General features: G+C 71.3%; 19 protein-coding genes. 7 read left to right on the forward strand and 12 right to left on the reverse strand.

The window, feature by feature from the left end; genetic code table 11:
* Positions 1 to 138 precede the first annotated feature (138 nt).
* Positions 139 to 537: an ATP-binding protein gene (locus AB0B96_RS00005; RefSeq protein ID WP_362895092.1), complete on the reverse strand. Its 399-nt coding sequence runs from the start codon at positions 535 to 537 to the stop codon at positions 139 to 141.
* Positions 538 to 713: 176 nt separating this feature from the next.
* Complete coding sequence (locus AB0B96_RS00010) at positions 714 to 1,490, reverse strand: SigB/SigF/SigG family RNA polymerase sigma factor (protein WP_350947029.1); 777 nt, start codon at positions 1,488 to 1,490, stop codon at positions 714 to 716.
* 195 nt (positions 1,491 to 1,685) lie between these two features.
* Between AB0B96_RS00010 and AB0B96_RS00015 the strand changes: the two genes are divergently transcribed.
* Positions 1,686 to 2,057 carry an STAS domain-containing protein gene (locus AB0B96_RS00015; protein ID WP_350947028.1) on the forward strand — a complete coding sequence of 124 codons (372 nt, stop codon included), beginning with the start codon at positions 1,686 to 1,688 and terminating at the stop codon, positions 2,055 to 2,057.
* A gap of 185 nt (positions 2,058 to 2,242) precedes the next feature.
* Here the strand turns inward: AB0B96_RS00015 and AB0B96_RS00020 are convergent, their stop codons facing one another.
* The gene (locus tag AB0B96_RS00020; protein WP_350947027.1) at positions 2,243 to 2,965 is read right to left on the reverse strand and encodes a GAF and ANTAR domain-containing protein; all 723 of its coding nucleotides are present in this window, start codon (positions 2,963 to 2,965) and stop codon (positions 2,243 to 2,245) included.
* Positions 2,966 to 3,090: 125 nt separating this feature from the next.
* On the opposite strand from AB0B96_RS00020, the gene AB0B96_RS00025 reads away from it, so the two are divergent.
* The gene (locus AB0B96_RS00025) at positions 3,091 to 4,950 is read left to right on the forward strand and encodes a SpoIIE family protein phosphatase (protein WP_362895095.1); all 1,860 of its coding nucleotides are present in this window, start codon (positions 3,091 to 3,093) and stop codon (positions 4,948 to 4,950) included.
* Between the two features lie 275 nt (positions 4,951 to 5,225).
* The gene (locus tag AB0B96_RS00030) at positions 5,226 to 6,380 is read left to right on the forward strand and encodes a glycosyltransferase (protein WP_362895097.1); all 1,155 of its coding nucleotides are present in this window, start codon (positions 5,226 to 5,228) and stop codon (positions 6,378 to 6,380) included.
* A gap of 203 nt (positions 6,381 to 6,583) precedes the next feature.
* Here AB0B96_RS00030 and AB0B96_RS00035 read toward each other — a convergent pair whose 3' ends face one another.
* The gene (locus tag AB0B96_RS00035; protein WP_350947024.1) at positions 6,584 to 7,537 is read right to left on the reverse strand and encodes a hypothetical protein; all 954 of its coding nucleotides are present in this window, start codon (positions 7,535 to 7,537) and stop codon (positions 6,584 to 6,586) included.
* Between the two features lie 111 nt (positions 7,538 to 7,648).
* On the opposite strand from AB0B96_RS00035, the gene AB0B96_RS00040 reads away from it, so the two are divergent.
* Positions 7,649 to 8,398, forward strand: coding sequence for a glycoside hydrolase family 16 protein (locus AB0B96_RS00040; protein WP_362895099.1), 750 nt, complete (start codon positions 7,649 to 7,651; stop codon positions 8,396 to 8,398).
* A 13-nt stretch (positions 8,399 to 8,411) separates the two neighbouring features.
* On the opposite strand, the gene AB0B96_RS00045 is transcribed toward AB0B96_RS00040, so the two are convergent.
* Complete coding sequence (locus AB0B96_RS00045) at positions 8,412 to 9,482, reverse strand: helix-turn-helix domain-containing protein (protein WP_362895101.1); 1,071 nt, start codon at positions 9,480 to 9,482, stop codon at positions 8,412 to 8,414.
* Between the two features lie 94 nt (positions 9,483 to 9,576).
* On the opposite strand from AB0B96_RS00045, the gene AB0B96_RS00050 reads away from it, so the two are divergent.
* The 3 genes from AB0B96_RS00050 to AB0B96_RS00060 all read left to right on the forward strand — a co-directional run bounded on the left by AB0B96_RS00050 (position 9,577) and on the right by AB0B96_RS00060 (position 13,663).
* Entirely contained in the window at positions 9,577 to 10,503 is a 927-nt protein-coding gene (locus AB0B96_RS00050; protein ID WP_362895103.1) for a proline dehydrogenase family protein, read from the forward strand.
* Positions 10,503 to 12,128: an L-glutamate gamma-semialdehyde dehydrogenase gene (gene pruA, locus AB0B96_RS00055; RefSeq protein ID WP_362895105.1), complete on the forward strand. Its 1,626-nt coding sequence runs from the start codon at positions 10,503 to 10,505 to the stop codon at positions 12,126 to 12,128. Before AB0B96_RS00050 ends, pruA begins: the two co-directional genes overlap by 1 nt.
* Before the next feature lie 275 nt (positions 12,129 to 12,403).
* The gene (locus AB0B96_RS00060; RefSeq protein WP_362895107.1) at positions 12,404 to 13,663 is read left to right on the forward strand and encodes a PP2C family protein-serine/threonine phosphatase; all 1,260 of its coding nucleotides are present in this window, start codon (positions 12,404 to 12,406) and stop codon (positions 13,661 to 13,663) included.
* 244 nt (positions 13,664 to 13,907) lie between these two features.
* On the opposite strand, the gene AB0B96_RS00065 is transcribed toward AB0B96_RS00060, so the two are convergent.
* The 7 genes from AB0B96_RS00065 to AB0B96_RS00095 form a co-directional block, all read right to left on the reverse strand.
* The gene (locus AB0B96_RS00065) at positions 13,908 to 14,084 is read right to left on the reverse strand and encodes a hypothetical protein (protein ID WP_362895109.1); all 177 of its coding nucleotides are present in this window, start codon (positions 14,082 to 14,084) and stop codon (positions 13,908 to 13,910) included.
* 179 nt (positions 14,085 to 14,263) lie between these two features.
* Positions 14,264 to 14,443 (reverse strand): hypothetical protein, encoded by a 180-nt coding sequence (locus AB0B96_RS00070; RefSeq protein WP_362895111.1) that lies wholly within the window; start codon positions 14,441 to 14,443, stop codon positions 14,264 to 14,266.
* A 31-nt stretch (positions 14,444 to 14,474) separates the two neighbouring features.
* The gene (locus AB0B96_RS00075; RefSeq protein WP_362895113.1) at positions 14,475 to 14,642 is read right to left on the reverse strand and encodes a hypothetical protein; all 168 of its coding nucleotides are present in this window, start codon (positions 14,640 to 14,642) and stop codon (positions 14,475 to 14,477) included.
* Between the two features lie 30 nt (positions 14,643 to 14,672).
* Positions 14,673 to 14,846, reverse strand: a complete 174-nt coding sequence (locus tag AB0B96_RS00080) for a hypothetical protein (RefSeq protein WP_362895115.1) — start codon at positions 14,844 to 14,846, stop codon at positions 14,673 to 14,675.
* 91 nt (positions 14,847 to 14,937) lie between these two features.
* A complete protein-coding gene (locus AB0B96_RS00085; protein ID WP_362895117.1) occupies positions 14,938 to 15,123 on the reverse strand; it encodes a hypothetical protein in 186 nt (61 codons plus the stop codon).
* Positions 15,124 to 15,200: 77 nt separating this feature from the next.
* Complete coding sequence (locus AB0B96_RS00090) at positions 15,201 to 17,366, reverse strand: peptidase domain-containing ABC transporter (RefSeq protein WP_362895119.1); 2,166 nt, start codon at positions 17,364 to 17,366, stop codon at positions 15,201 to 15,203.
* Complete coding sequence (locus tag AB0B96_RS00095; protein WP_362895121.1) at positions 17,363 to 20,593, reverse strand: type 2 lanthipeptide synthetase LanM family protein; 3,231 nt, start codon at positions 20,591 to 20,593, stop codon at positions 17,363 to 17,365. Before AB0B96_RS00095 ends, AB0B96_RS00090 begins: the two co-directional genes overlap by 4 nt.
* Positions 20,594 to 20,657 lie beyond the last annotated feature (64 nt).

Below are 20,657 nucleotides of genomic sequence, written 5' to 3' on the forward strand. Positions count from 1 at the left end.
CTTCCGGGGGGGGGGGGGGGGCCCGCGCCTCGCGCGGGCTCTGGGGGGGGGGGGCTGTAAACGCGGGGGGGGGGGGACCGGCCCCCCCCCCCCCCCCCACCGGCTTTCCAGGGCCTCCGAGCACCTCCCCGGAGAAAATCAGACCTTGAAGGACATCGTGATGAACGTGCCCGAGGCCCCGGTCTCGAACTTGATGTCGGAGCTGACCATCCGGGCCACCCACAACCCCATGCCGCTGGTCGCCTGCGGGCCGGGAGGCGTCTCGCCCGGAGCGGGTCCCGGGTCCCACTGGCCCTCGTCGTGGATCTCCACGAGGAGGGTCCGGCCGACCGTCCACATCCGCAACACCGCCTTGGCGGTGGTGTGACCGTGGATGACCGCGTTGGTGGCGACCTCGTTCAGCGCCACCAGGAAGTCGGCGAGGTTCTCCTGGGACATGCCACTCCGCACGGCCTGGGCGGCGGCGAAGTCGCGGACGTCGGGGAGATCGGGAAGGCAGAAGGCGAGTTCGGCGACGGCGGCGCCTGCGGGGATCATCCGGGAACGGCCGCCACTCGCCGTGAAACGAGCGGGACGAACACCGTCCTCGTTCACCCGAGATCCGCCTCCCCTGTTCCCGTTCGCCGTTGTCCTCAGCATCCGGGATCCATTCAAACGCACCTTACGCCACGTCCGTTGTCGCCGACTGGGGTGCCCTGCAACGGGCGGTCTATTCAGCATTCGGCGACAAGTTCCTCACGGAGCTGGTCAAGCACCTTCCGCAGGATACGGGACACGTGCATCTGGGAGATCCCGAATTCCGCCGCTATCTCGGCCTGGGTCATGTTGCCGAAGAAACGCAGCAGGAGGATGTTCTTCTCGCGCTCCGGCAACTTGTCGATCAGCGGCTTGACCGCCTCGCGGTCCACGAGCGTGCCCAGAGCGTCGTCCTCGTCGGGGATCACGTCGCCCAGTGCGCCCGCGTCGTCGTCGGCGCCGAGGGGGGCGTCCAGTGAGAGCGCGCTGTAGGCGGCGGAGGCGTCGAGGGTGAGCAGGACGTCCTCTTCCGAGATCTTCATCTTCGTGGCCAGCTCGGCGACCGTGGGGGCTCGGCCGAGGTCCTGGCTGAGGTCCGCGACCAGGCGGTTCAGCTCGGCCCTGCGCTCCTGGTAGACGCGGGGAACGCGGATGGCCCAGGTGCGGTCGCGGAAGTGGCGCTTGACCTCACCGGTCATGGTGACCACGGCGTAGCCGCGGAAGGGGTGCCCGAGGGTCGGGTCGAAGCCGTTGATGGCCTTCATGAGCCCCACGTACGCGGCCTGCAGGAGGTCCTCCATCGGCTCGCCGCGGTAGCGGTAACGGCGGGCGATCTCCATGGCGAGGTGGCGGTGCATCTCGACGATGCGCTCACGCAGGCGCTCGGCGCGGTATTCGGAGATCTCAGGCAGGGACATCTCGGCGAGGAGGTCCTCAGCGGTCATGTCGGTGATTTCGAGTGCCTGAACAGACATTGCTGCTCCCTGGTATTACTGTCGGGCGAGCCGACCACGGAAGCAACATCCGGGCAGACGGCATCGCCTCGACCAATTTTCGAGGCGAGGCCCTCTGCTGGACCTCAGGGTTCCAGTATTCCCCCGAATCCAGGAGTATTACTCGCTCCCAGGTAACAGTAAGGTTGCTAATCGAATGGCACGAGGAGGCCCTGAGTGACGGTGTCGGAGAACGGCGAGAGATCGGCAGCCCTGACTCTCACGTCGGCGCTGGTCAGTGGGATCAACGTGATCCGGGTGACGGGTCTGCTTGACGCGACGACGAGGGATCAGTTCGCCGACTACCTGGCGGCGGAGACCGGCGAGCACGGTCTCGACATGGCGCTGGATCTGAGCGGTGTGACCTTCATGGACTCGCGCGCGCTGGGACTCATCGTCCACCACTGGCAGGTCAGCACCACCGCGGGCGCCAAGTTCGCCCTCATCGGGGTGGAGTACGCCAAGACCAAGGTGATGTGGATCACAGGGCTGGCCCAGCGGCTGCCCCTGTACGACACGATCGACGAGGCGATCGCAGCCTTTGGATAGCCCCGTTTTCCGCACGTGCCGCCTTGTCGCGGGTCGGCCATGTCCGAGGAGGCGCGACGGGTTACCGCCCGGGTTCGGGCAGGGGCACGTGCGGAAGGCGGAGCCGACCGGTGACGGCCCCCCGGTGCTCTCCCGACGATCCCGGGCCGGCCGCCGGCCGCCGGAAACCACCCCCCACCGGGACCTCAGCCCTCTTTCTTCTTCGTCTCACGGTTGCGCTGGTGCTCCTCGACCAGCAGCTTGGCCAGGTCCGCGACCTTCACCTGGTGGTGCTGCGAGATTCGGCGCAACTCGTCGAAGGCGGCCTCGGCCGAGCAGCCGCTGGACTTCATGATGATGCCCTTGGCCTGGTCGATGATCGCCCGGCCCGCGAGAGCCTCCTGCATCTGGGCCGCGTCGGTGCGTACCTCGTCGTAGTCCCACATGTTGGCGAGGGCCACACCCACCTGCTCGGCGAGCATGTCGGCGAGCGGAGGGACGTTCCTCGCCGCGAAGACGCCGGGACGCACCCCGTACATGCCGAGGACCAGGACGGCGTGCTCGATGACGATGGGCATCGCCAGGACCGAGCGGACGCCGCAGCGCACGGCCATGCCGGCGTAGGCGGGCCAGCGGGGCTCGTGCAGGACGTCCTGGACGATCACGTGGCGCCCGGTGGCGCGGGCCTCGGACGAGGGCCCCTCGCCGATCTCCCCCTCGCTGTCGAGCAGGACGATGAGCTCGCTGTGGGAAGCTGAGACGACCATCCGTTCCTGTCGCCAGAGCTCGGCGGAGCCGCCCGCGCAACCGGGCACGCCGCCTGCGAGAGTGGCTGTGAGACCGCGCAGCACGCTCTCACTCGACGTTTCCTCGCTCACCCTGCCGAGGGCCGCGAGGTCCCGGGCGAGAACGGGGGTGACCATGTCCATCTCGCGACTCCCCTCCCCTGTGTCGCTAACTTAACCACTATCCGACCGCGCATCGATTCGGCCCACCGGGTGGCGTACCGTCTACGACGGGACCAGTCCACTCCGGCCCCTGACGAGGACGAGCATTGACCGACGCCATTGGCCTTCAGACCCTGGAGCAGGCGCTGAACGCGCTGACCACCAGGATCTCCTCCCTGCGCGAGGCGAAGTCCGCCTACCCCGCCGACCCCCGGTCCACACTCGACGCGGCGCTGGCGGAGCTCGACACCGCCCGTGAGCTGCTGGACGCCTCGGTGCGCGAGCTGCGCAAGGCGCCCAAACGGTCGGGGGAGCGGGAGAGCGGGTCACAGCGGGAGCTCAAGCTGTTGCGGCAGGTGTTCCGCACCTTCCCCATCCCCGTGGTGGTGCTGGACGCCTCCGGGGTGGTGCGGCGGATCAGCGCCGAGACCTCCCGGATGCTCGGCAGCCCGGCGGGATACCTGATCGGCCGCTCGTTCCCGCTGTTCGTCGACGTCTCCCGGCGGGCGGCGTTCCGCTCGCACCTGACGGCGGTCCAGCAGGGCGGCCAGACCGCGACATTCCAGACGCGGCTCGCCCACCAGGGCCGCGCGCACACGGTTCAGCTCGCCGTCACCCGGCTGACGATGCCGGGAGAGCCGCAGGAGATGGTCGCGGTCATGATCCTGCCGCTGGAGGCGCAGGTGGCGGGCCCGCCGCACGGCCCGGCCGACCGCTCGGACGCCACCCTGGTCATGGCCGCGGCGCGTCGGCAGGAGCTGCTGTCCAGGATGACCCGCCTGCTGCTCGACGAGGAGAGCCTGCGCCAGCCGGTGACCGTCACCAGGGCCGCCCGGCTGCTCGCCGCCGAGTGGGCCGACTGGGTGATCGCCGACGTGGTCCGCGACGGCATGCCCAAACGTGCCTGCGTGCTGGGCCCGAGCGACAAGCCGGTGACCCAGCTGCTCCGCCTCGCCGAGGGGATGAACCCGCTGACCGCTCCGGCCGTCGCGCATGTGCTGACCGGCGGCTCCGGCGTGGTGCACGAGATGCTGGAGGACGACAGGCTGCTCGGCGACGTTCCCGGTGGCCCGCCGCTGCTGCGGGTGATGGGCGCCGCCTCGGTACTGATCGTGCCGATCGGCGGCGAGAACGGCGTGCTGGGAGCCCTCACCCTGGTGCGGCTACGCGACCGCGAACCGTTCTCGCTCGCCGATCTGGGGCTGATGGAGGAGATCGGCGCCCACCTGGGGCTCGCGCTGCGCGCGCGGCGCAGCTTCCAGACCCGTTCCCGGGCGGCCGACGCGCTGCGGACCAGCGTGGTGCCCAGGAGCCTGCCGGACATCCCGGGATTCGAGGCCGCGGCCATCTACAACGCGGGTTCCAGCCCGGTCGGCGCCGAGTTCTACGACGTCTTCCGCGTCGGCGACGGATGGGGTTTCGCCCTTGGAGGGGCCGCGGGCAAGGGTGAGGAGGCCGCGTCGGTCAGCGCCATGGTCCGCAACGGCCTGCGCGTGCTCAGCGTCTGGGAGACCGACCCCGGCGAGGTGATGCGCAAGCTGAACCAGGCCCTGAACGCCCAGCACAACGGCATGTTCGTGATGGCGGTGACCGGGTTCATCAAGGCGCGCAGGATCAGGCTGGCCAGCGCGGGGCACCACCCGGCCGCGCTGCTGCTGCCCGACGGCGGGGTCCGGTTCACCGCGGGGGGTGGCGTTCCGCTGGGCATCGCTCCCGAGGCGGAGATGTTCACCGAGGAGCTCACCCTGGCCTCGGGCCAGACCCTGGTCTTCTACTCCGACGGCCTGGTCGCCTCGCAGAACGAGCTGGGTGAGTCCTACGGCGAGATCAGGCTGGCGGACGTGCTGGCGCGCTGCGTCGCGCAGTCCCCCGCCGAGATCGTCAAGACGGTGGAGGAGGACCGGCACGCGTTCTCCGGCGGAAGAGTCTGGGATGAGATCGTGATCCTCGCTCTTCGCGTCGTATGAGCCGTATAACCGGTCGAATTCGGTACGGACAGCCGGGCGAACGCCTCGACATCCCCCTGACCAGGGAGAACACGAGAGCCGATCACACGTCCTGAGCTCCGGGGCCGAGGAGTCGCGGCAGCGCGGGACGCGTCGGGAGGCCCGGCTTCGCCTCAGGGGTTTGGCTTCTGCGCGGATCGGGGTATGGTTGACCTCATACAGACGTGTGCCTAAGACGCAGGCACCCCTGAAGGAATCACAGGCTCTTTATGCCTATCTCCTCCCAGAGGTGTGCCGTGAACATTGCATTCGTCTCCTCCGAGGCTCTCTCCTCCACCCAGGACGAGTCCGACCTCGCCGCCCAGCGCGCTCACCTGATGGCAGTGGCCCGTGAGCTCGGCCGCGAGCACAAAGTCACGATCTACACCCGCAGGAACTCCGACTCGGAGAAGGCCAGGGTTCGCGTGTCGCAGGGCGTCACGCTGGAGAACCTGACCGCCGGCCCCGCGCAGGACCTTCCGGAAGACAGCGTCCTGCCCTACCTGTCCGACCTCGGTGACCAGCTGATGCACCGCTGGGGACAGGACCGCCCGGACGTCATCCACGCGCACTCCTGGACCGGCGGGCTCGCCGCGATCGCCGGAGCGAACGGCCTCAACGTCCCGTTCACCCAGACCTTCAGCAGCGAGAACTCCCACGACGCCAAGAAGGTCCGGCTGCAGCGGGCCATCGGGCGCCGGGCCAGCGCGGTGATCGCCGGGTGCGGTGACGAGGAGAGCTCGCTGATCCGGCTGGGCGTGCCGCGCCGCAACATCTCGGTCATCCCGTGCGGCGTCGACGTCGAGCGGTTCCGTCGCCAGGGTCCGGCCGCCACGCGCGGCACCCGCCCCCGCCTGCTGCACGTGGGTCCGCTCACGGCCGACAAGGGCGTGCACACCGCGCTCCGCGCGCTGGAGGGCATTCCCGACGCCGAGCTGATCATCGCCGGTGGTCCCGCGTCCGTGGACCTGGAGCACGACGCCGAGGCGCACCGCATGATGCTGCTGGCCAAGGAGATCGGCGTCGACGACCGGATCACCGTTCTCGGGCACGTCCCGCACTCCTCGATCGCCAAGCTGATGCGCAGCGCCGACGTGGTTCTCTCCCTTCCCAGGGAGGCTCCGGCGGGCGTCGTGGCGCTGGAGGCCATGGCCTGCGGCGTCCCCGTCATCGCCTCGGCCGTGGGCGCCCACCTCGACTCCGTGGTGGACGGGGTGACCGGCCTGCTGGTGCCCGCCGACCGCCCGGCGCAGACCTCCCGTCTGACCCGCGAGCTGCTCGCCGACCCGACCCGCCGCACCGCGCTCGGCTTCGCCGGTGCCGACCGCGCCCGGTCCCGCTACTCGTGGGAGCGGATCAGCCAGGAGCTCGTCCACGTCTACGAGACCGCGCTCTCCGGCTCCGCCCGCTGACCGCGTCCGCCGCGCCGGCCGGGCACCGCGGGCCACGCGGAACACGCTCCGAGACCGGGGATCCCACAGAAGGGGTCCCCGGTCTTCGCGTGTCGGGCCCATGTGCACGGGCGTGACCCACAGGATGCCCTCGGTTGCGTTCGACGTGTCATGTCGCGCTCGCGTGCACGGGCATGACGGCTCATGGCGAGCACGTGCGACGTCTACGACCGGGCCACGCGACGGTGCAGGACGACGCCGAGGCCGCTGGCGGCCAGCAGAACGACACCGGCCAGGACCAGGATCACCGCACCGCCCACGGCGCCGTCCGTCCAGTCCCAGACCGCCTCGGGAACCGCGAGCGTCAGCCCGGCCACGCCACTGACGATCAGCACCCAGGTGCGCCACCGCCGGTACAGGGCCAGGCAGGCGAGCGCGATCGCCGCGGTCAGCCAGTATCCCCAGGCGCCGCCGTCCCACAGGACGGGCCACTGACCGCCGAAGAGCGCGATCGCCGCCCCCATGCCCAGGCCGAGGTCGCGCGGGACGAGCACCCCGGCCAGGGCGGCCGTCAGGATGAGCAGGCCCAGCGCGACATAGGCCAGGCCCCAGCCCGCGCCCTCCCGCCCGGCGAGGACGTCCAGCAGGCCGGTCACCGTGACCAGCGCGAAACCGCCGCAGGCCAGCAGGCCGATCGCGGTGGGCAGCAGCGCGTAGGCCGTCGCCGCGACCACCAGCCCGGCCACCCCGGCGACGAGACCCTCGTGGCGGTCGACCACCACCCCCGCGCACAGGGCCGCCGTGGCCGAGCCCAGCGCGGCGAGCGTGGCCGCGACCCTGCCCTGCACGGCGGCCGTCCTGCCGGTCGCCGACCGCGCCGCCGCGCCGAGCCCCACGGCCACCGCGAGCAGGAGAACCGTGACCACGGCGAGGACCGCGATCCTCGCCGGCTGGGTCATCCGGTCCCAGCCCAGGCCGACGAAGGCCGCGGCACCGGCCAGGACGAGTGCACCGCCGACGTACGCGAGGATCTCGCTCCACCTGACCCGGTCGCCGGCCCCCGGCTCACGCAACGCCTCGCCGACGGCGCGGGCGACCGGCTCCACCTGCTCGGGGCGGAGCTCGCCGGACTCCACCAGGCCGGCCAGTGCTCGCCGTACGGCGTCAACGTCGTTCATGTGCGGAATCGTGGCACAGCCTGACCCGGACGGCACCCCCCGAACCAGTGGGACGTATGCGAAAACGAAATACCTCTGTTACTGGAGTGCGATTGTTGCTTTGATGTCCCCATGTCGATTCGTGGCACGTTCCTGGGCGTCCTGGCCGCCGCCCTCGCCCTCTCCTCGCTGCCCGCGACGGGGGCGGCCGCGCGGACGGCCCCGTCCACCCCGCGCGGGTGGGGCAGCCCGATCCTGGTGGAGAACTTCAACGGCACCCGTGTGGACGACCGCAAATGGGTCGTCTACCACTCCCCCGGCGCCGAGACCAACCCGCGCACCGGGCGGGCCTCGACCGTGGGCGGCGGCGTCCTACGGCTCAAGGGCGGCTTCTACGGCGGCAGGGACCTGTCGGGGGGCATCGCGACCCGCGGCGCCCAGCGGTACGGGCGCTGGGAGGTGCGGCTGCGCGCCGAACGCGGCGCGGGCTACACCCCCGTGGCGCTGCTCTGGCCGTCCGACCAGGGGGGCGGAGAGTACGCGGAGGTCGACTTCGCGGAGATCATCGATCCGAGCCGCAGGTCGGGCGGGATCTTCGTGCATCGCGGCGACCGGCCGCAGGCCCAACGGCAGATGAGGGCCGACTTCACCCGGTGGCACACGGTCGCGGTCGACTGGCTGCCCGGACGGCTGACGTTCTGGCTGGACGGCAGGAAGGTGTGGGACTACCGGGGGCCGAACGTGCCGAGGAGCCGCTCCATGCACCTGACGCTCCAGAACGACGTGACGTGCAACCAGTGGTCGCCGTGCCGTAACGGCTCCACTCCTCCGACGGTCAGCATGTACGTGGACTGGGTGAAGATCTACCGGGCCCCTGTCTGAGGGGACCCGGGGCTCAGAGCAGGTGGGCCGCCTTGAGGGCGAGGTGGACCAGCAGGCGGTCCTCACCGTCGGCGAGGTTCCTGCCGGTGAGCCGCTCCGCCTTGGCGAGCCGGTAGTAGAGCGTCTGGCGGTGCACGCCGAGCGCGCCGGCGGTCTCCTGGACGTGACCGGCGCGGTCGAGGTAGCTTTCCACGGTCCTGGCCAGCTCCGGGTCGTCGGCCAGCCCGGTGACCTCCTCCGCGAGCTCCCGCAGCCCCGCCGGTGACATGCGGGCGAGCAGCCGGTAGACGCCCAGATTGGGCCAGGTGGCGACGGGCGCGAGCGCGGGCACCCGTCCGGCGACGCCCAGCGCGTGCACGGCCTCCCGCCAGCTTCGCCAGGCCTGAGCGGGCTCGTCCCTGGGTGCGCCGACGCCCACCACCGTTCCGTACATGCCCTGGATCCGGTCGGCCAGTTCCCCCGCCTGGCCCGCCGGGGCCAGGAGGGCAACCAGTGGCTCGCCCCGTACGGGAAACGCGGGGTCGGCGAGCACGGCGCGCGGGAGCGTCCAGAGGGCGGCGACCCGGTCCGGAGAGACGCGGGCGGCGATCGCCGCCACCGGGCCGCGCACGTCGTCCAGCCGTGTCAGTGCCCGGGAGCGTTCTTCGGCGTCGGAGGAGAACAGCTCCCGTAGGTTCGCACCCAGGTCCTGACGGCTGCGGGCCTCCTGGGCGAGGACGGTGGCGGCCCTGGAGACCAGGTCGCCGACCGAGGCGAGGACCTCGTCACCGAGTGTGCCGTCGTCGAGGAGCCACAGGTAGCCGTAGGTCACCTCGTGGTGCCGCAACGGCACGCACACCCGGGCGAGGACTCCCAGGTCGGCGTCGGCGGGGATGCGTACGGGGCCGCGTGCCCCGGCGATGCCGTACCCCTCGAAGTAGGCGCGTACCTGGTCCGTCGCACGGCGTCGCAGAATGGACTCCTGGCGCACCACGTCGATGTCGCCGCTCTGCGCGGCGTAGGCCAGGAGCTGGAAGGCCCGGTCCTCCAGGGTGGCCGAGGCGCCGAGCCTGGTGGCGATCTCGTCTACCGTCTCCTGCAACACCCCACCATTGTCATACATGTGTATGAAAGCCCCGCCCGTCGATCGTGGCAGATGCACATGATGGCCGGGCGAGCGGAGGTTTTAGGCTGGAAACATGTTCGGTTCTCTCCTTCTCGGCGCGTCCCGGTCGCCGCTGGTACGGCGCGCGGTCTCCGGCGTGCCGCTGACCCGCAAGGTCGTCGATCGTTTCGTCGCGGGCGAGACGCCTCGGGAGGCGGTCGAGGCGATCCGCGGGCTCGCCGCCTCCGGACTCGCCGTCACCGTCGACCACCTTGGCGAGGAGACGAGAGACTCCGCCGCCGCCGCCCAGACGGCCGGCGCGTACGTCACGCTGCTCGGCGCGCTGGGCGGGCTGGGGCTCGGTGACCGGGCCGAGGTGTCGGTGAAGCTCTCCGCGGTCGGCCAGGCGCTCGGCGCCGACGGCGACAAGATCGCCCTGGAGAACGCGCGGCGGATCTGCGAGGCGGCCGGCGACTGCGGGGCGAACGTCACCCTCGACATGGAGGACCACACCACGGTCGACTCCACGCTGGAGACCCTGCGGGCCCTGCGCCTGGACTTTCCCTCCACCGGTGTCGCCGTGCAGTCCTACCTTTTCCGCACCGAGGCCGACTGCCGCGACCTCGCGCGCGAGGGATCGCGGGTGCGCCTGGTCAAGGGCGCCTACGCCGAGCCCGCCTCGGTGGCGCATCAGAGCAAGAACGAGGTCGACAAGGCCTACGTGCGCTGCCTGCGGATCCTCATGTCGGGGGCGGGCTACCCGATGGTGGCGACGCACGACGACCGGCTGATCTCGATCACCGAGACGCTCGCCGACCGGTTCTCCAGGTCCCGCGGCGACTACGAGTACCAGATGCTCTACGGGATCAGGGCCGACAAGCAGCTCGCCCTCGCCGGAGCGGGTCACACCGTGCGTGTCTACATCCCGTACGGAGACGACTGGTACGGCTACTTCATGCGCCGCCTGGCCGAGCGTCCGGCGAACATCGCCTTCTTCCTTCGTGCCCTTGGAGGCAACTAATGGATGCCATCTCCACCGTTCCCGCCCCGGTCAACGAGCCGGTGCTCGGCTACGCGCCCGGCAGCGCCGAGCGTACGGCGCTGGAGAACCGCGTCAAGGAGCTCGCCGGCGCCCAGCTGGACCTGACGATGACGATCGGCGGCGAGCAGCGGATGGGCGGCGGCGCCCCCATCGACGTGGTCCAGCCGCACAACCACGCCTCCGTGCTGGGCCGCATGGCGGACGCGAACGCCGACGACGTGCGCGCGGCGATCGACGCCTCGCTCGCGGCCGCGCCCGCGTGGCGCGCCCTGCCGTTCGACGAGCGGGCCGCGATCTTCCTGCGGGCCGCCGACCTGCTGGCCGGCCCCTACCGGCAGACGCTGAACGGCGCGACGATCCTGGGCCAGTCCAAGTCCGCGCAGCAGGCGGAGATCGACGCGGCCTGCGAGCTGATCGACTTCCTGCGCTTCAACGTGGACTTCGCGCGGCGGCTCCTCGCCGACCAGCCGGTCTCCTCGCCCGGCGTGTGGAACCGGATGGAGTACCGGCCGCTGGAGGGCTTCGTCCTGGCGATCACGCCGTTCAACTTCACCGCCATCGCGGCGAACCTGCCGTCGGCTCCCGCCCTGATGGGCAACGTCGTCGTCTGGAAGCCCTCCCCCACCCAGCAGTTCTCCGCGCACTTCACCATGCGCCTGCTTGAGGAGGCGGGGCTCCCGCCGGGTGTCATCAACATGGTGACCGGCAACGGCGCGGCCGTCTCCGAGGTCGCGACGACCCACCCCGAGCTGGCGGCCATCCACTTCACCGGCTCCACGCCCACCTTCCAGCACCTGTGGTCCACGGTCGGCGCGAACATCGCCTCCTACCGGTCCTATCCGCGCCTGGTCGGCGAGACCGGCGGCAAGGACTTCGTGCTCGCCCACCCCTCGGCCGACCCCGCGGCGCTCACCACGGCGCTGATCCGCGGCGCGTTCGAGTACCAGGGGCAGAAGTGCTCGGCCGCCTCCCGCGCGTACGTGCCGCGCTCGGTCTGGTCGGTGATCCGCGACGAGCTCGTGGGCACCGCCGAGTCGCTCACCGTCGGCGACGTGGCCGCGGACCTGTCGACCTTCATGGGCGCGGTCATCGACGAGCGGGCGTTCGCCAAGCACAGGGCCGCGATCGACCGGGCCCGCTCGCTCGACTCGATCAACGTGCTGACCGGGTCGTACGACGACTCGACCGGCTACTTCGTGAGGCCGACCATCCTGGAGTCGGCCGACCCCACCGACGAGATCTTCGTCAAGGAGTACTTCGGGCCGATCCTCGGCGTGCACGTCTACGACGACGCGGACTTCGACACGGTCCTGAACCAGATGGAGGGCGTCTCCCCGTACGCGCTGACCGGTTCGATCATGGCCCAGGACCGCTACGCGATCGCCTCGGCGTCGGAGCGGCTGCGCTTCGCGGCGGGCAACCTCTACATCAACGACAAGCCGACCGGCGCGGTCGTCGGCCAGCAGCCCTTCGGCGGGGGCCGGGCGTCCGGCACGAACGACAAGGCCGGGTCGATCCTCAACCTGACCCGCTGGGTGAGCGCCAGGACCGTCAAGGAGACCTTCGCCCCGCCGACCGACCACCGCTACCCGCACCAGGGCTGACCTTCTCCGGACGGTCGGCAGGAGCCCGACCTGACGACGGCGGAAGAGGGCGGCGCCGGGACTCGGATTCACGAGTTCCGGCACCGCCGTCCTCTGTCGGTCGGCTTCGACGTGAGGCCGACGGGTAGGAAAGTTCCAGGAGGCGAGGGGCGAAGGTGCCTTCGGACACGGCCGATCCTGCGATCCTTCGGTAAAGCGGATGATCGTGTCGCAGGGATGTGAGAGATGGAAGGGGCCGCCAAGGTGAGTGAGCGCGTGTCGGCGGTGGCGTGGCGGTGAAGCCCTCTCCCGGCCCCGAGCGGATGCTGGTGGAGTTGCTACGGGCCAGTCACCTGGCGGCTCTGGAGCAGATTCCGGGCCTGGTCGCGGAGCACGCCGTGTCCGCGGGCCTGGCCGAGGTGCTGATCTACCTGGCGGATCTGCAGTGCAACGTGCTGCGTCTGTTGACCGGTGAGGGCCACGGCGGCAGGGAGGTCGCGAGCACGGCGGCCTGCGAGTTGCGCATCGACGCGACCCTGGCCGGGCGGGCCTTCCAGGAGATGCGGATCCTGGTCGGCGTCGGCGAGGGCACCGAAAGGGACACTGACGAGGACACCGACGGGCCGCAACGGTGGTGGGTCCCGCTGTTGAACGGCGTCGAACGCATGGGGGTGCTGCGCATCGGCGTCGAGGCCGCCGCCGACGCGCAGATCCAGGACAACATGCGGGACCTGGCGTCGCTGGTGGCACTGTTGCTGGTCGACAAGCGTCCCTACAGTGACTCCTACGCCCGGCTGGTGCGTACCCGGCCGATGCACGTGGCCGCGGAGATGCAGTGGACGTTGATGCCGCCGCTGACCTTCGCCGATCAGCGGGTGACCATCGCCGCGGCGCTGGAGCCGGCCTACGAGGTCGGCGGGGACGCCTTCGACTACGCGCTGGCCGGCGAGGTGGCGCATCTGGGGATCTTCGACGCGATGGGGCACGATGTCTCTGCGGGGCTGAGTGCCAATCTGGCGGTGGCCGCCTGCCGTAACAGCCGCCGTCAGGGCGCCGGCCTGGCGGCGACCAGCGAGGCAGTCGAGCAGGTCCTGATCACCGAGTTCGGTCAGGCCACCCGTTTCGTCACCGCGATCCTGGGTGATCTGAACACCCGCACCGGGGTGTTGTCCTGGGTCAACCGGGGTCACCATCCGCCGGTGGTGATCCGCGGCGGCCGCTGGGTCGCCACGTTGGAATGCCCTCCGGCCACCCCGATGGGCCTGAACCTGGGCACGGAGATCGTGATGTGCCGTGAACAGTTGGAGCCCGGAGACCGGGTGGTGTTCTACAGCGACGGCATCACCGAGGCCCGCAACGCCGACGGCGAGGAGTTCGGCCTCGACCGGTTCGTCGACTTCATCATCCGCCACACCGCCGACGGCCTGCCTGTGCCCGAGACGCTGCGCCGCATGATCCGCGGCGTGCTGAAGTACCACACCGATCGCCTGCAGGACGACGTCACGGTATTGCTGGTGGAATGGCACGGCGACGCCCACGAGCGGCTGCACCTGTGAAAAGGAGAGCTCTTCCCTCGCCGTCGGACCACCGCTACCCGCACATGGGTCGATGTCGCGCGGCCCGGTCGGCATCGACCAGATCTCAAGAAGCGCGTCTGTCTTCGAACAGGCCGCGAAAAACGGTGACGCCTGGGTTTCGCATCCGAAACCCAGGCGTCACTCGTTTCCCGCTACGGCGGGGGCATCGCCCCCACCGCGGTGAGCCGTCCGTGTCCGGTCCGTACTCGACCGCAGGACGTGACTACACCGGGCAGGAGAGCGTGCTGGTGGCGCAGCAGCCGATGCTGATGAAGTGCTCCGTCCGCGGCTCGCGACCGCCGACCAGCTCGTCCAGGTTGATCTCCCCGGCGGGGTGGACCAGGTCGGCGGAGCGGGCCTGCGGGTTCTTCCACTGACGGATCAGCTCGTTCTCGGACATCACTTGTCTCCTTCGTCGAGATTCGTTGTGCGTGGGACACGGGGACCGGCCCGGCACGAGGACCGGGCCGGACGCCCTTGGTGACCGTTGGTGGCTGTGTCCGATGGTCCGTCGCGAACCACGTGGCAGAGGTCCGCGGTGCGGCGTTCGGTCACGACCTCGGGTCGGTTCCCGGCCTCCTAGCAGAGGTCCACGGTGCAGCACTTGTGCGAGATCACCGGAGGCCAGGTCTCCTGTGGCATGCCACCGACGACGCGCGCGAGGTGCTCGTCAAGGTCGATCTCGCCCGCGGGGTGGACCAGGCCGGCGGTGCGGGCCTGTGGGTTCTTCCACTGACGGATCAGCTCGTCGCCGGACATCTCGCGCCTCCTTCGCGCACGCGGCCGCGGGTCAGCAGTAGTAGCCGGTGGGGCAGCAGCCCCAGGAGGCGATCCCCTCGGTGGCGGGCTCGCGGCCGCCGACCAGCTCGTCCAGGCTGATCTCCCCGGCGGGGTGGACCAGGTCGGCGGAGCGGGCCTGCGGGTTCTTCCACTGACGGATCAGCTCGTTGTCGGACATCTCATGACTCCTTGGTGTGGGCCGCAGGGATCAGCAGAAGATGCCGGTGGGGCAGCAGCCGTAGGAGATGGCGTACTCGGTCCGCGGCTCGCGGCCGCCGACCACCCGGGCGTCGTCCAGGGCGATCTTCCCGGCCGGGTGAGCCAGGTCGGCGGAGCGGGCCTGCGGGTTCTTCCACTGACGGATCAGCTCGTTCTCGGACATGACGTACTCTCCTTCATGGGATTCGATGTTGTGGAAAGCTCCGGCCGAACCGGCGCGGAGACGGGCCGAGGCCCCTTCGTGGTGAAGCGGGTCAGAAGTCGCCGCCGCACCAGATGCCGGTGGGGCAGCAGCCGTAGGAGATGATGTACTCGGTCCGCGGCTCGCGGCCGCCGACCACCCGGGCGTCGTCCAGGGCGATCTCCCCGGCCGGGTGAGCCAGGTCGGCGGAGCGGACCTGCGGGTTCTTCCACTGACGGATCAGCTCGTTCTCGGACATGACGTACTCTCCTTCTGGATTGAGATTTCGTGGTTCGGAATCGGTCCATGGGGCGCGTCGGCGGAACCCGGCGCGCCTCACGCGTTCAGTGCCCCCGCTCGCTGCCGGGGCGCCGCGTCGTGCGCGAACAGCTCTCGGTAGGTCCCCTCTCGTGCGACGAGGTCCTCGTGCGTGCCCCGCTCGACGATGCGACCGCGGTCGAGCACGAGGATCTTGTGGGCGTCGCGGATCGCGCTCAGGCGGTGCGAGATGACGATCCGCGTGACCTCGAGCCGGGACAGCGCCGCGTCGACGCGGCGTTCTGTCTCGGGGTCGAGGTGGCTGGTGGCCTCGTCCAGGATGAGCAGGCGAGGCTTGTGGACGAGGGCGCGGGCCAGGGCGACCCGTTGGCGCTGCCCGGCCGACAGCGCGGCGCCGGCCTCTCCGACGAGGGTGCCGTACCCCATGGGCATGGCCTCCACGTCGTCGTGCAGTCCGGCGATGCGGGCGGCGCGCACCACCTCCTCCTCGGTGGCGTCCTCCCGTCCGAGGGTGAGGTTGTCCATGATCGTGCCGTTGAACAGGTTGAGGTCCTGCAGCACGGCCCCGCAGCGGGAGCGCAGGTCGTGGACGTCGAGCTCGTCGAGTTCGTGTCCGTCGTGGCGCACCGTACCGGCGCTGGGACGCAGCAGGCCGAGGACCAGCAGGGCGATGGTGCTCTTGCCGGAGCCGGTGCGGCCGACGATGCCGAGCTTGGCGCCGGGCGGGACGGTGAAGGTGAGGTCCTTGAGCACCGGCGGGGCGTCCGCCTGATAGTGGAAGACCAGTTCCTCGACCTCGATGCCGCCGGTTGTGTTCTCGGGAAGACGCACGGGGCCGGTGGCCTCCTCGTCCGCGTCGACGATGTCGTAGACCCGCTCGATCTGGCTGCGCAGCATCGGGTAGCTCTGGCCCGCGCTGGCCAGCCCCTGAAGGGGGGCGAGCACGGCGAGGGCGACGGTGCTGGCAGCGAGCGCGGTGCCGATCGTCATGCCACCGTTCAGTACGAGCGCGAGCCCGGTCAGCAGCAGGAGCAGCGGGGCGGCGACGGTGAGGGCCTGATGGAAGGCCTCCAGGCCGGCGGTGATCCGGCCGCGGACGACCAGGGCGCCGCGATACGTCTCGAACAGCCGCACCCAGTGCTGCTCCGCCCGTCCCTCGACGCCGTTCGCCTTGACCGGGACCACGGCCTCCAGGGTCTCGGTGAGGTAGCTCTGCTCCTCGGCCTTCGCCGACAGCTCCCGCTGGTAGACGGCCGCGACCCGCGGGGAGACCCGTAGCACCAGCAGCACGTGGGCGGCGCCCAGGGTGAGGACGACGGGCACGTAGCCGGGGGCGAGGACGGCCAGGCCGATCAGGTAGCCCACCAGGAGCGCGGCGTCCAGCACGAGTATCAGCAGCCGTTGCGTGACGGTCTCTCGGGTGGTGGAGACGCTGCCGAGCCGGGCGAGCAGGTCTCCCCTGCGGCGCTGGATGAAGAACGACAGCGGCAGCCGCAGCATGTGGCGGATGAGCTGCCGTCCCAGCGTCGCCTCGGCGCGGACGCGCAGGGTGAGCACCGCCATCTCCCTCAGCAGGGTCGTCAGCCCGGCCAGGACGGTGGTGCCGAGCACCACCCCGGCGAAGAGCGGCAGGATGTCCGTCCGCTGGTCGGGGGCGAAGGTGTCGACGACCTGCTGGGTGGCGAGCGGCAGCACCAGGGCCAGCAGCTTCAGCACGGTCGCGCAGGCGAGCACGGCGGCGAGCAGGCTCCGGCTGCCCGGCATCGCCACGAAGTCCCGCAGGTAGCGGAGCATCAGCCACTCCCGCATGGGAGTGCGCCGCCGGACGAACTCGGGGCCGGGCGAGAGGTGGATCAGCACGCCGCCGAAGCGCCGGTCGAAGTCCTTCCTGCTCTGCCACTGGCGTCCGCCGCCCGGGTCGGCCAGGCGGACGCGCCGCGCGCCGACCTGTTCCACGACGACGAAGTGGTGGTCGGCGAGGTAGGCGATGGCCGGCCGGTCGATGGGACCGAGGCTCTTCATCCGCTCGGTCCGCGCGGTCAGGCCCATGCGGGGGGCGGCGGCGATCAGGTGGGCGGCGGACACGCCGTCGCGTCCGATACCGAGCATTTCCCGGCATTCGGCGACCCGGGTGTCCCTGCCGTGGAAGCTGGCGATCATGGCCAGGCAGGCCGCGGCGCATTCGGTGGAGGTGAGCTGGTGTCGCAGCGGGACCCTGCTCATCGGCGCTCAGCTCCGATGGGCGCGTCGAGCAGAAGCACGGACGGGACGTGCTCGGGCCGGGCGAGCCTGAGCAGGCCGTACCCGATGCCGGCCAGCCCGTTCATCAGGCCGGGGGTGGGGGCGGCGCCGGGCGCGCCCCAGCGGGGGCCGCGGCGGGCCAGGTCGTCGAGGAGGTGGGCGGTGCGGGCCGTCAGCAGCTCGGCCGCCTCCGGCCGGTGGCGCAGCTGGATGAGCAGTTCGAGGTTGCCCAGCTCGCCGTGGCAGAGGCTGTGGTTGGCCATCGGCCCGCGCTCCAGTTCGGCGGCGAGCGCGCGGTCGAGGTCACCGTCAAGGTCACCGTCGAGGTGCTCGGACACCGGGCCGCCGACGCGCGACAGGCCGATGCCGGGTGCTCCGTGGCACCAGGCGTGGAGCATGTCGTCGCCGCCCTGTCCCTGCCGGTAGTCGGGCCAGCCTCGCAGGTCCGGCCGGTAGTGCTCGCTCTCGTAGGCGAAGGCGGCCAGGGCGGTGTCACGGGCGCGCGGGTCGCCGCCCGCCTCGGCGTAGCGGCGCAGCGCCCAGCCGATGCCGCCGGCCCCGTGGGAGAAGCCGGTCAGCGGCCGGTCGTCGCTCATGGGCGTGTGCCAGGCCACTCCGGCTCCGACGGGGGCCGCGGTGTCCAGCAGGCGTTCGGCGCACGCCTCCGCGGTGCGCCAGGCCGCGGGTGACCCGGTGGCCCGGTGGATCGCGAGCATCGTGGCCAGGGTGCCCGCGGAGCCGACGATGACGTCCAGCGCCTCGTCCTGGGCGGCCGTCTTCGCGCACAGCTCCACCAGGTCCTCGACCGGCCGCGCCAGCCTCGTGTCGTCCAGCAGGGCGGCCAGGTGGACCAGGGTGTACGCGACTCCGCCGAGGCCGGTGAAGGCGCCCATGACGCCTTCCTCCGGTGGGTCCTCGGCCAGCCCCGCGAGAGGGAGGGCCGCGCGTCGCGCCAGGTCGGCGTACCGTTCCTCACCGGTGACGGCGGCGCACTGCGCCAAGAACAGAGCCACGCCGGTGTAGCCGCCGTACAGGTCCCAGCTCAGCGGCCGCGGCATCCAGTACTTCTCCTCGACCAGCTCCAGCCCGAGCCAGTTGACGCGACCGCCGGGTTCCGAGGCACAGGTGTGGCGGTCGACGAGGTCAGCGACGTCCCGGGCGGCGGCGATCAGCCGGGCCTCGTCCGGCCTGTCGGCGGAGAGGGGGGCGAAGGCGGAGACGGAGGACGTCGTGCCGACGGCGAGGGCGGCGAGCCCGGAGCGGTCCCGGGTGACCATGGCGGCCCGGATGACCCACTCCTGGCGGGCGCGATCGACAGGCCCCATGCCGAGAACCTTGCGGACGGCGCGGCTCAGGCTGGCCTCGGGCAGGATGTCCGGGATGCGGACACCGCCCGAGGTCCACAGGTCGCGACTGCCCGGCCGGGTGGTGAAGATCGGGATGTCGCCTGCCCAGAGGTCCTCCGCCTCATAGGCGATCAGCCGCTCGCGGGTGCGGTCGCCGCGGGTGATCGCCCACAGGTGGTCGAGCACGCGGTCACGGTCGAGGCCGTGGCGGAGCACGTCCGGGTGGGTGGACTCCATCATCAGCTTGGCGTACGTGCGGGTCGCCCGCGGGACGACGCGAACCTCGTCGTCGGAGAACGTGGTCATCAGCCGGACCAGTGCGGGGGCGTCGGCCACGATGGCCTCGTAGCCGCGGCCGAACCCGGCCAGCAGGTCGTCGAGGTGGTCGGCGGGGTCGGCCGCGTCCTCGCCCAGGCGCGGGCGGTTGCGCACGCCGGGAAAGACCAGGTGTTCGCGGACCAGCCGCATCTCGTCGGTGCCCTGTCCGGTCCAGGTCGGCGTCTTCATCGGCAGCATGACGTCCTTGTCGCCGCCCATGCCGGACAGGTCGATCACGCCGTTCTCGCCCACCATCAGCTCGGGCAGCAGACCGCTGCGGCTCACCGACGACTCCAGGGCGAGCGCCGCAGGGTCCCCCATGAGGCGCTCGATCCCCGCCCCGGGCACCAGCGGGTGCAGCAGGGCCTCCAGGTCGACCAGCACGGGCTGGTCGCCGCAGGCGATCAGGTTCTCGCAGTGGAAATCGGCGCCGTCGAGAGCGTGCAGCATCGCGAGCAGCGCCCCGAGCCGGTGGTAGTAACGGGCGACCTCCTGGCGGTCCTGGCACGGCAGGTGGGGCGCGAACTCCACCCAGCCGTACGGGCCGCGGTCCAGCACGGCCAGGCGGATGAGGTCCAAGCCCGCGACGCGCTCGTTGAGCCAGGCCAGGGCGTCGTTGAAGTGCCGGTGAACGGCCTGCGGGCGCGGCTTGTAGATCACCTGCGCACCCGTTTCGAAGGTCAGGACACTCACCGCGCGGCCGCCCTGGTGGGTGTCGCCGCCGCCCTCGATCGCCGTCAGCGGGCCGGGATCGACGCCGCCCAGCAGCGTCCGCACGATGTCGGGACGGTCCTCGGTGTAGCGGGCGAGCATCTCGCCCCGGCCGGCCGCGAACCGGTCGGCCGTCTGGGCGAGCAGCCTGGCCAGCACCGGGTACTCCTCGCACAGCGCGGCGAGCGCCTCGGGATGACGCCCGAACCATCGGACGAAGTCCGCGAACCGTTCCTCGGGCGTCGCCCCCTCAAGCCGCCGCGAGACGCGCATGACGTTGAGCTCCAGAACCAGCGTCCGCGACGCGAGCGCCGCGAGCCGCTGCCGGAGCTCGACGCCCCAGGCCGCGAGCAGGGCGTCCGCCCGAACGGCGGGGCCGCACGCGTTCAGCGCGTCACCCAGGCGCCGCAGCGCGCCTTCGGCGAACGGCGTCATGATCGCCGCGAATCCCTCGTCGACGGGTATCCCGTCCGCGCGGGCGCCGGACCCGGCAGGCGCCGCGGCGATCGCCTCCTCGGCCTGTACGGCCCAGTCCGGGCGGGCGACACGGCCGGCCAGCACGGCGGGCTCCTCGTCCAGCAGCGAGGTCAGCTCGTCGACGGTGAGCCCGGCCGCGGCCAGCCGCCGGTCGAACTGTCCGCTCTCCAGCAGCCCGTGAGCGTTCCGCCACTCCCGTAGCCGCCAGCGCGCGGTCTCGCCGGCCGACTCCGGCGACCGGCCGGCGGGGATGTCACCGCCGGTCCGGTCCAGCCGCTCGGCCAGCGTCAGTCCGCCGGCCCACCATGCCGCGCCGAGCTCGGGCGCCGCCCCCAGGGTGATTCCGTCTCCGCTCATGGCTGGCACTCTGCCGACGCGCGGCGTCGGCCACATGCGGGAGCCGCCCCCATATTCGCGCGGG

Origin of the sequence: Streptosporangium sp. NPDC049046 (assembly GCF_040649155.1) — a bacterium.
In the GTDB taxonomy this organism is placed as follows: Bacteria; Actinomycetota; Actinomycetes; order Streptosporangiales; family Streptosporangiaceae; genus Streptosporangium.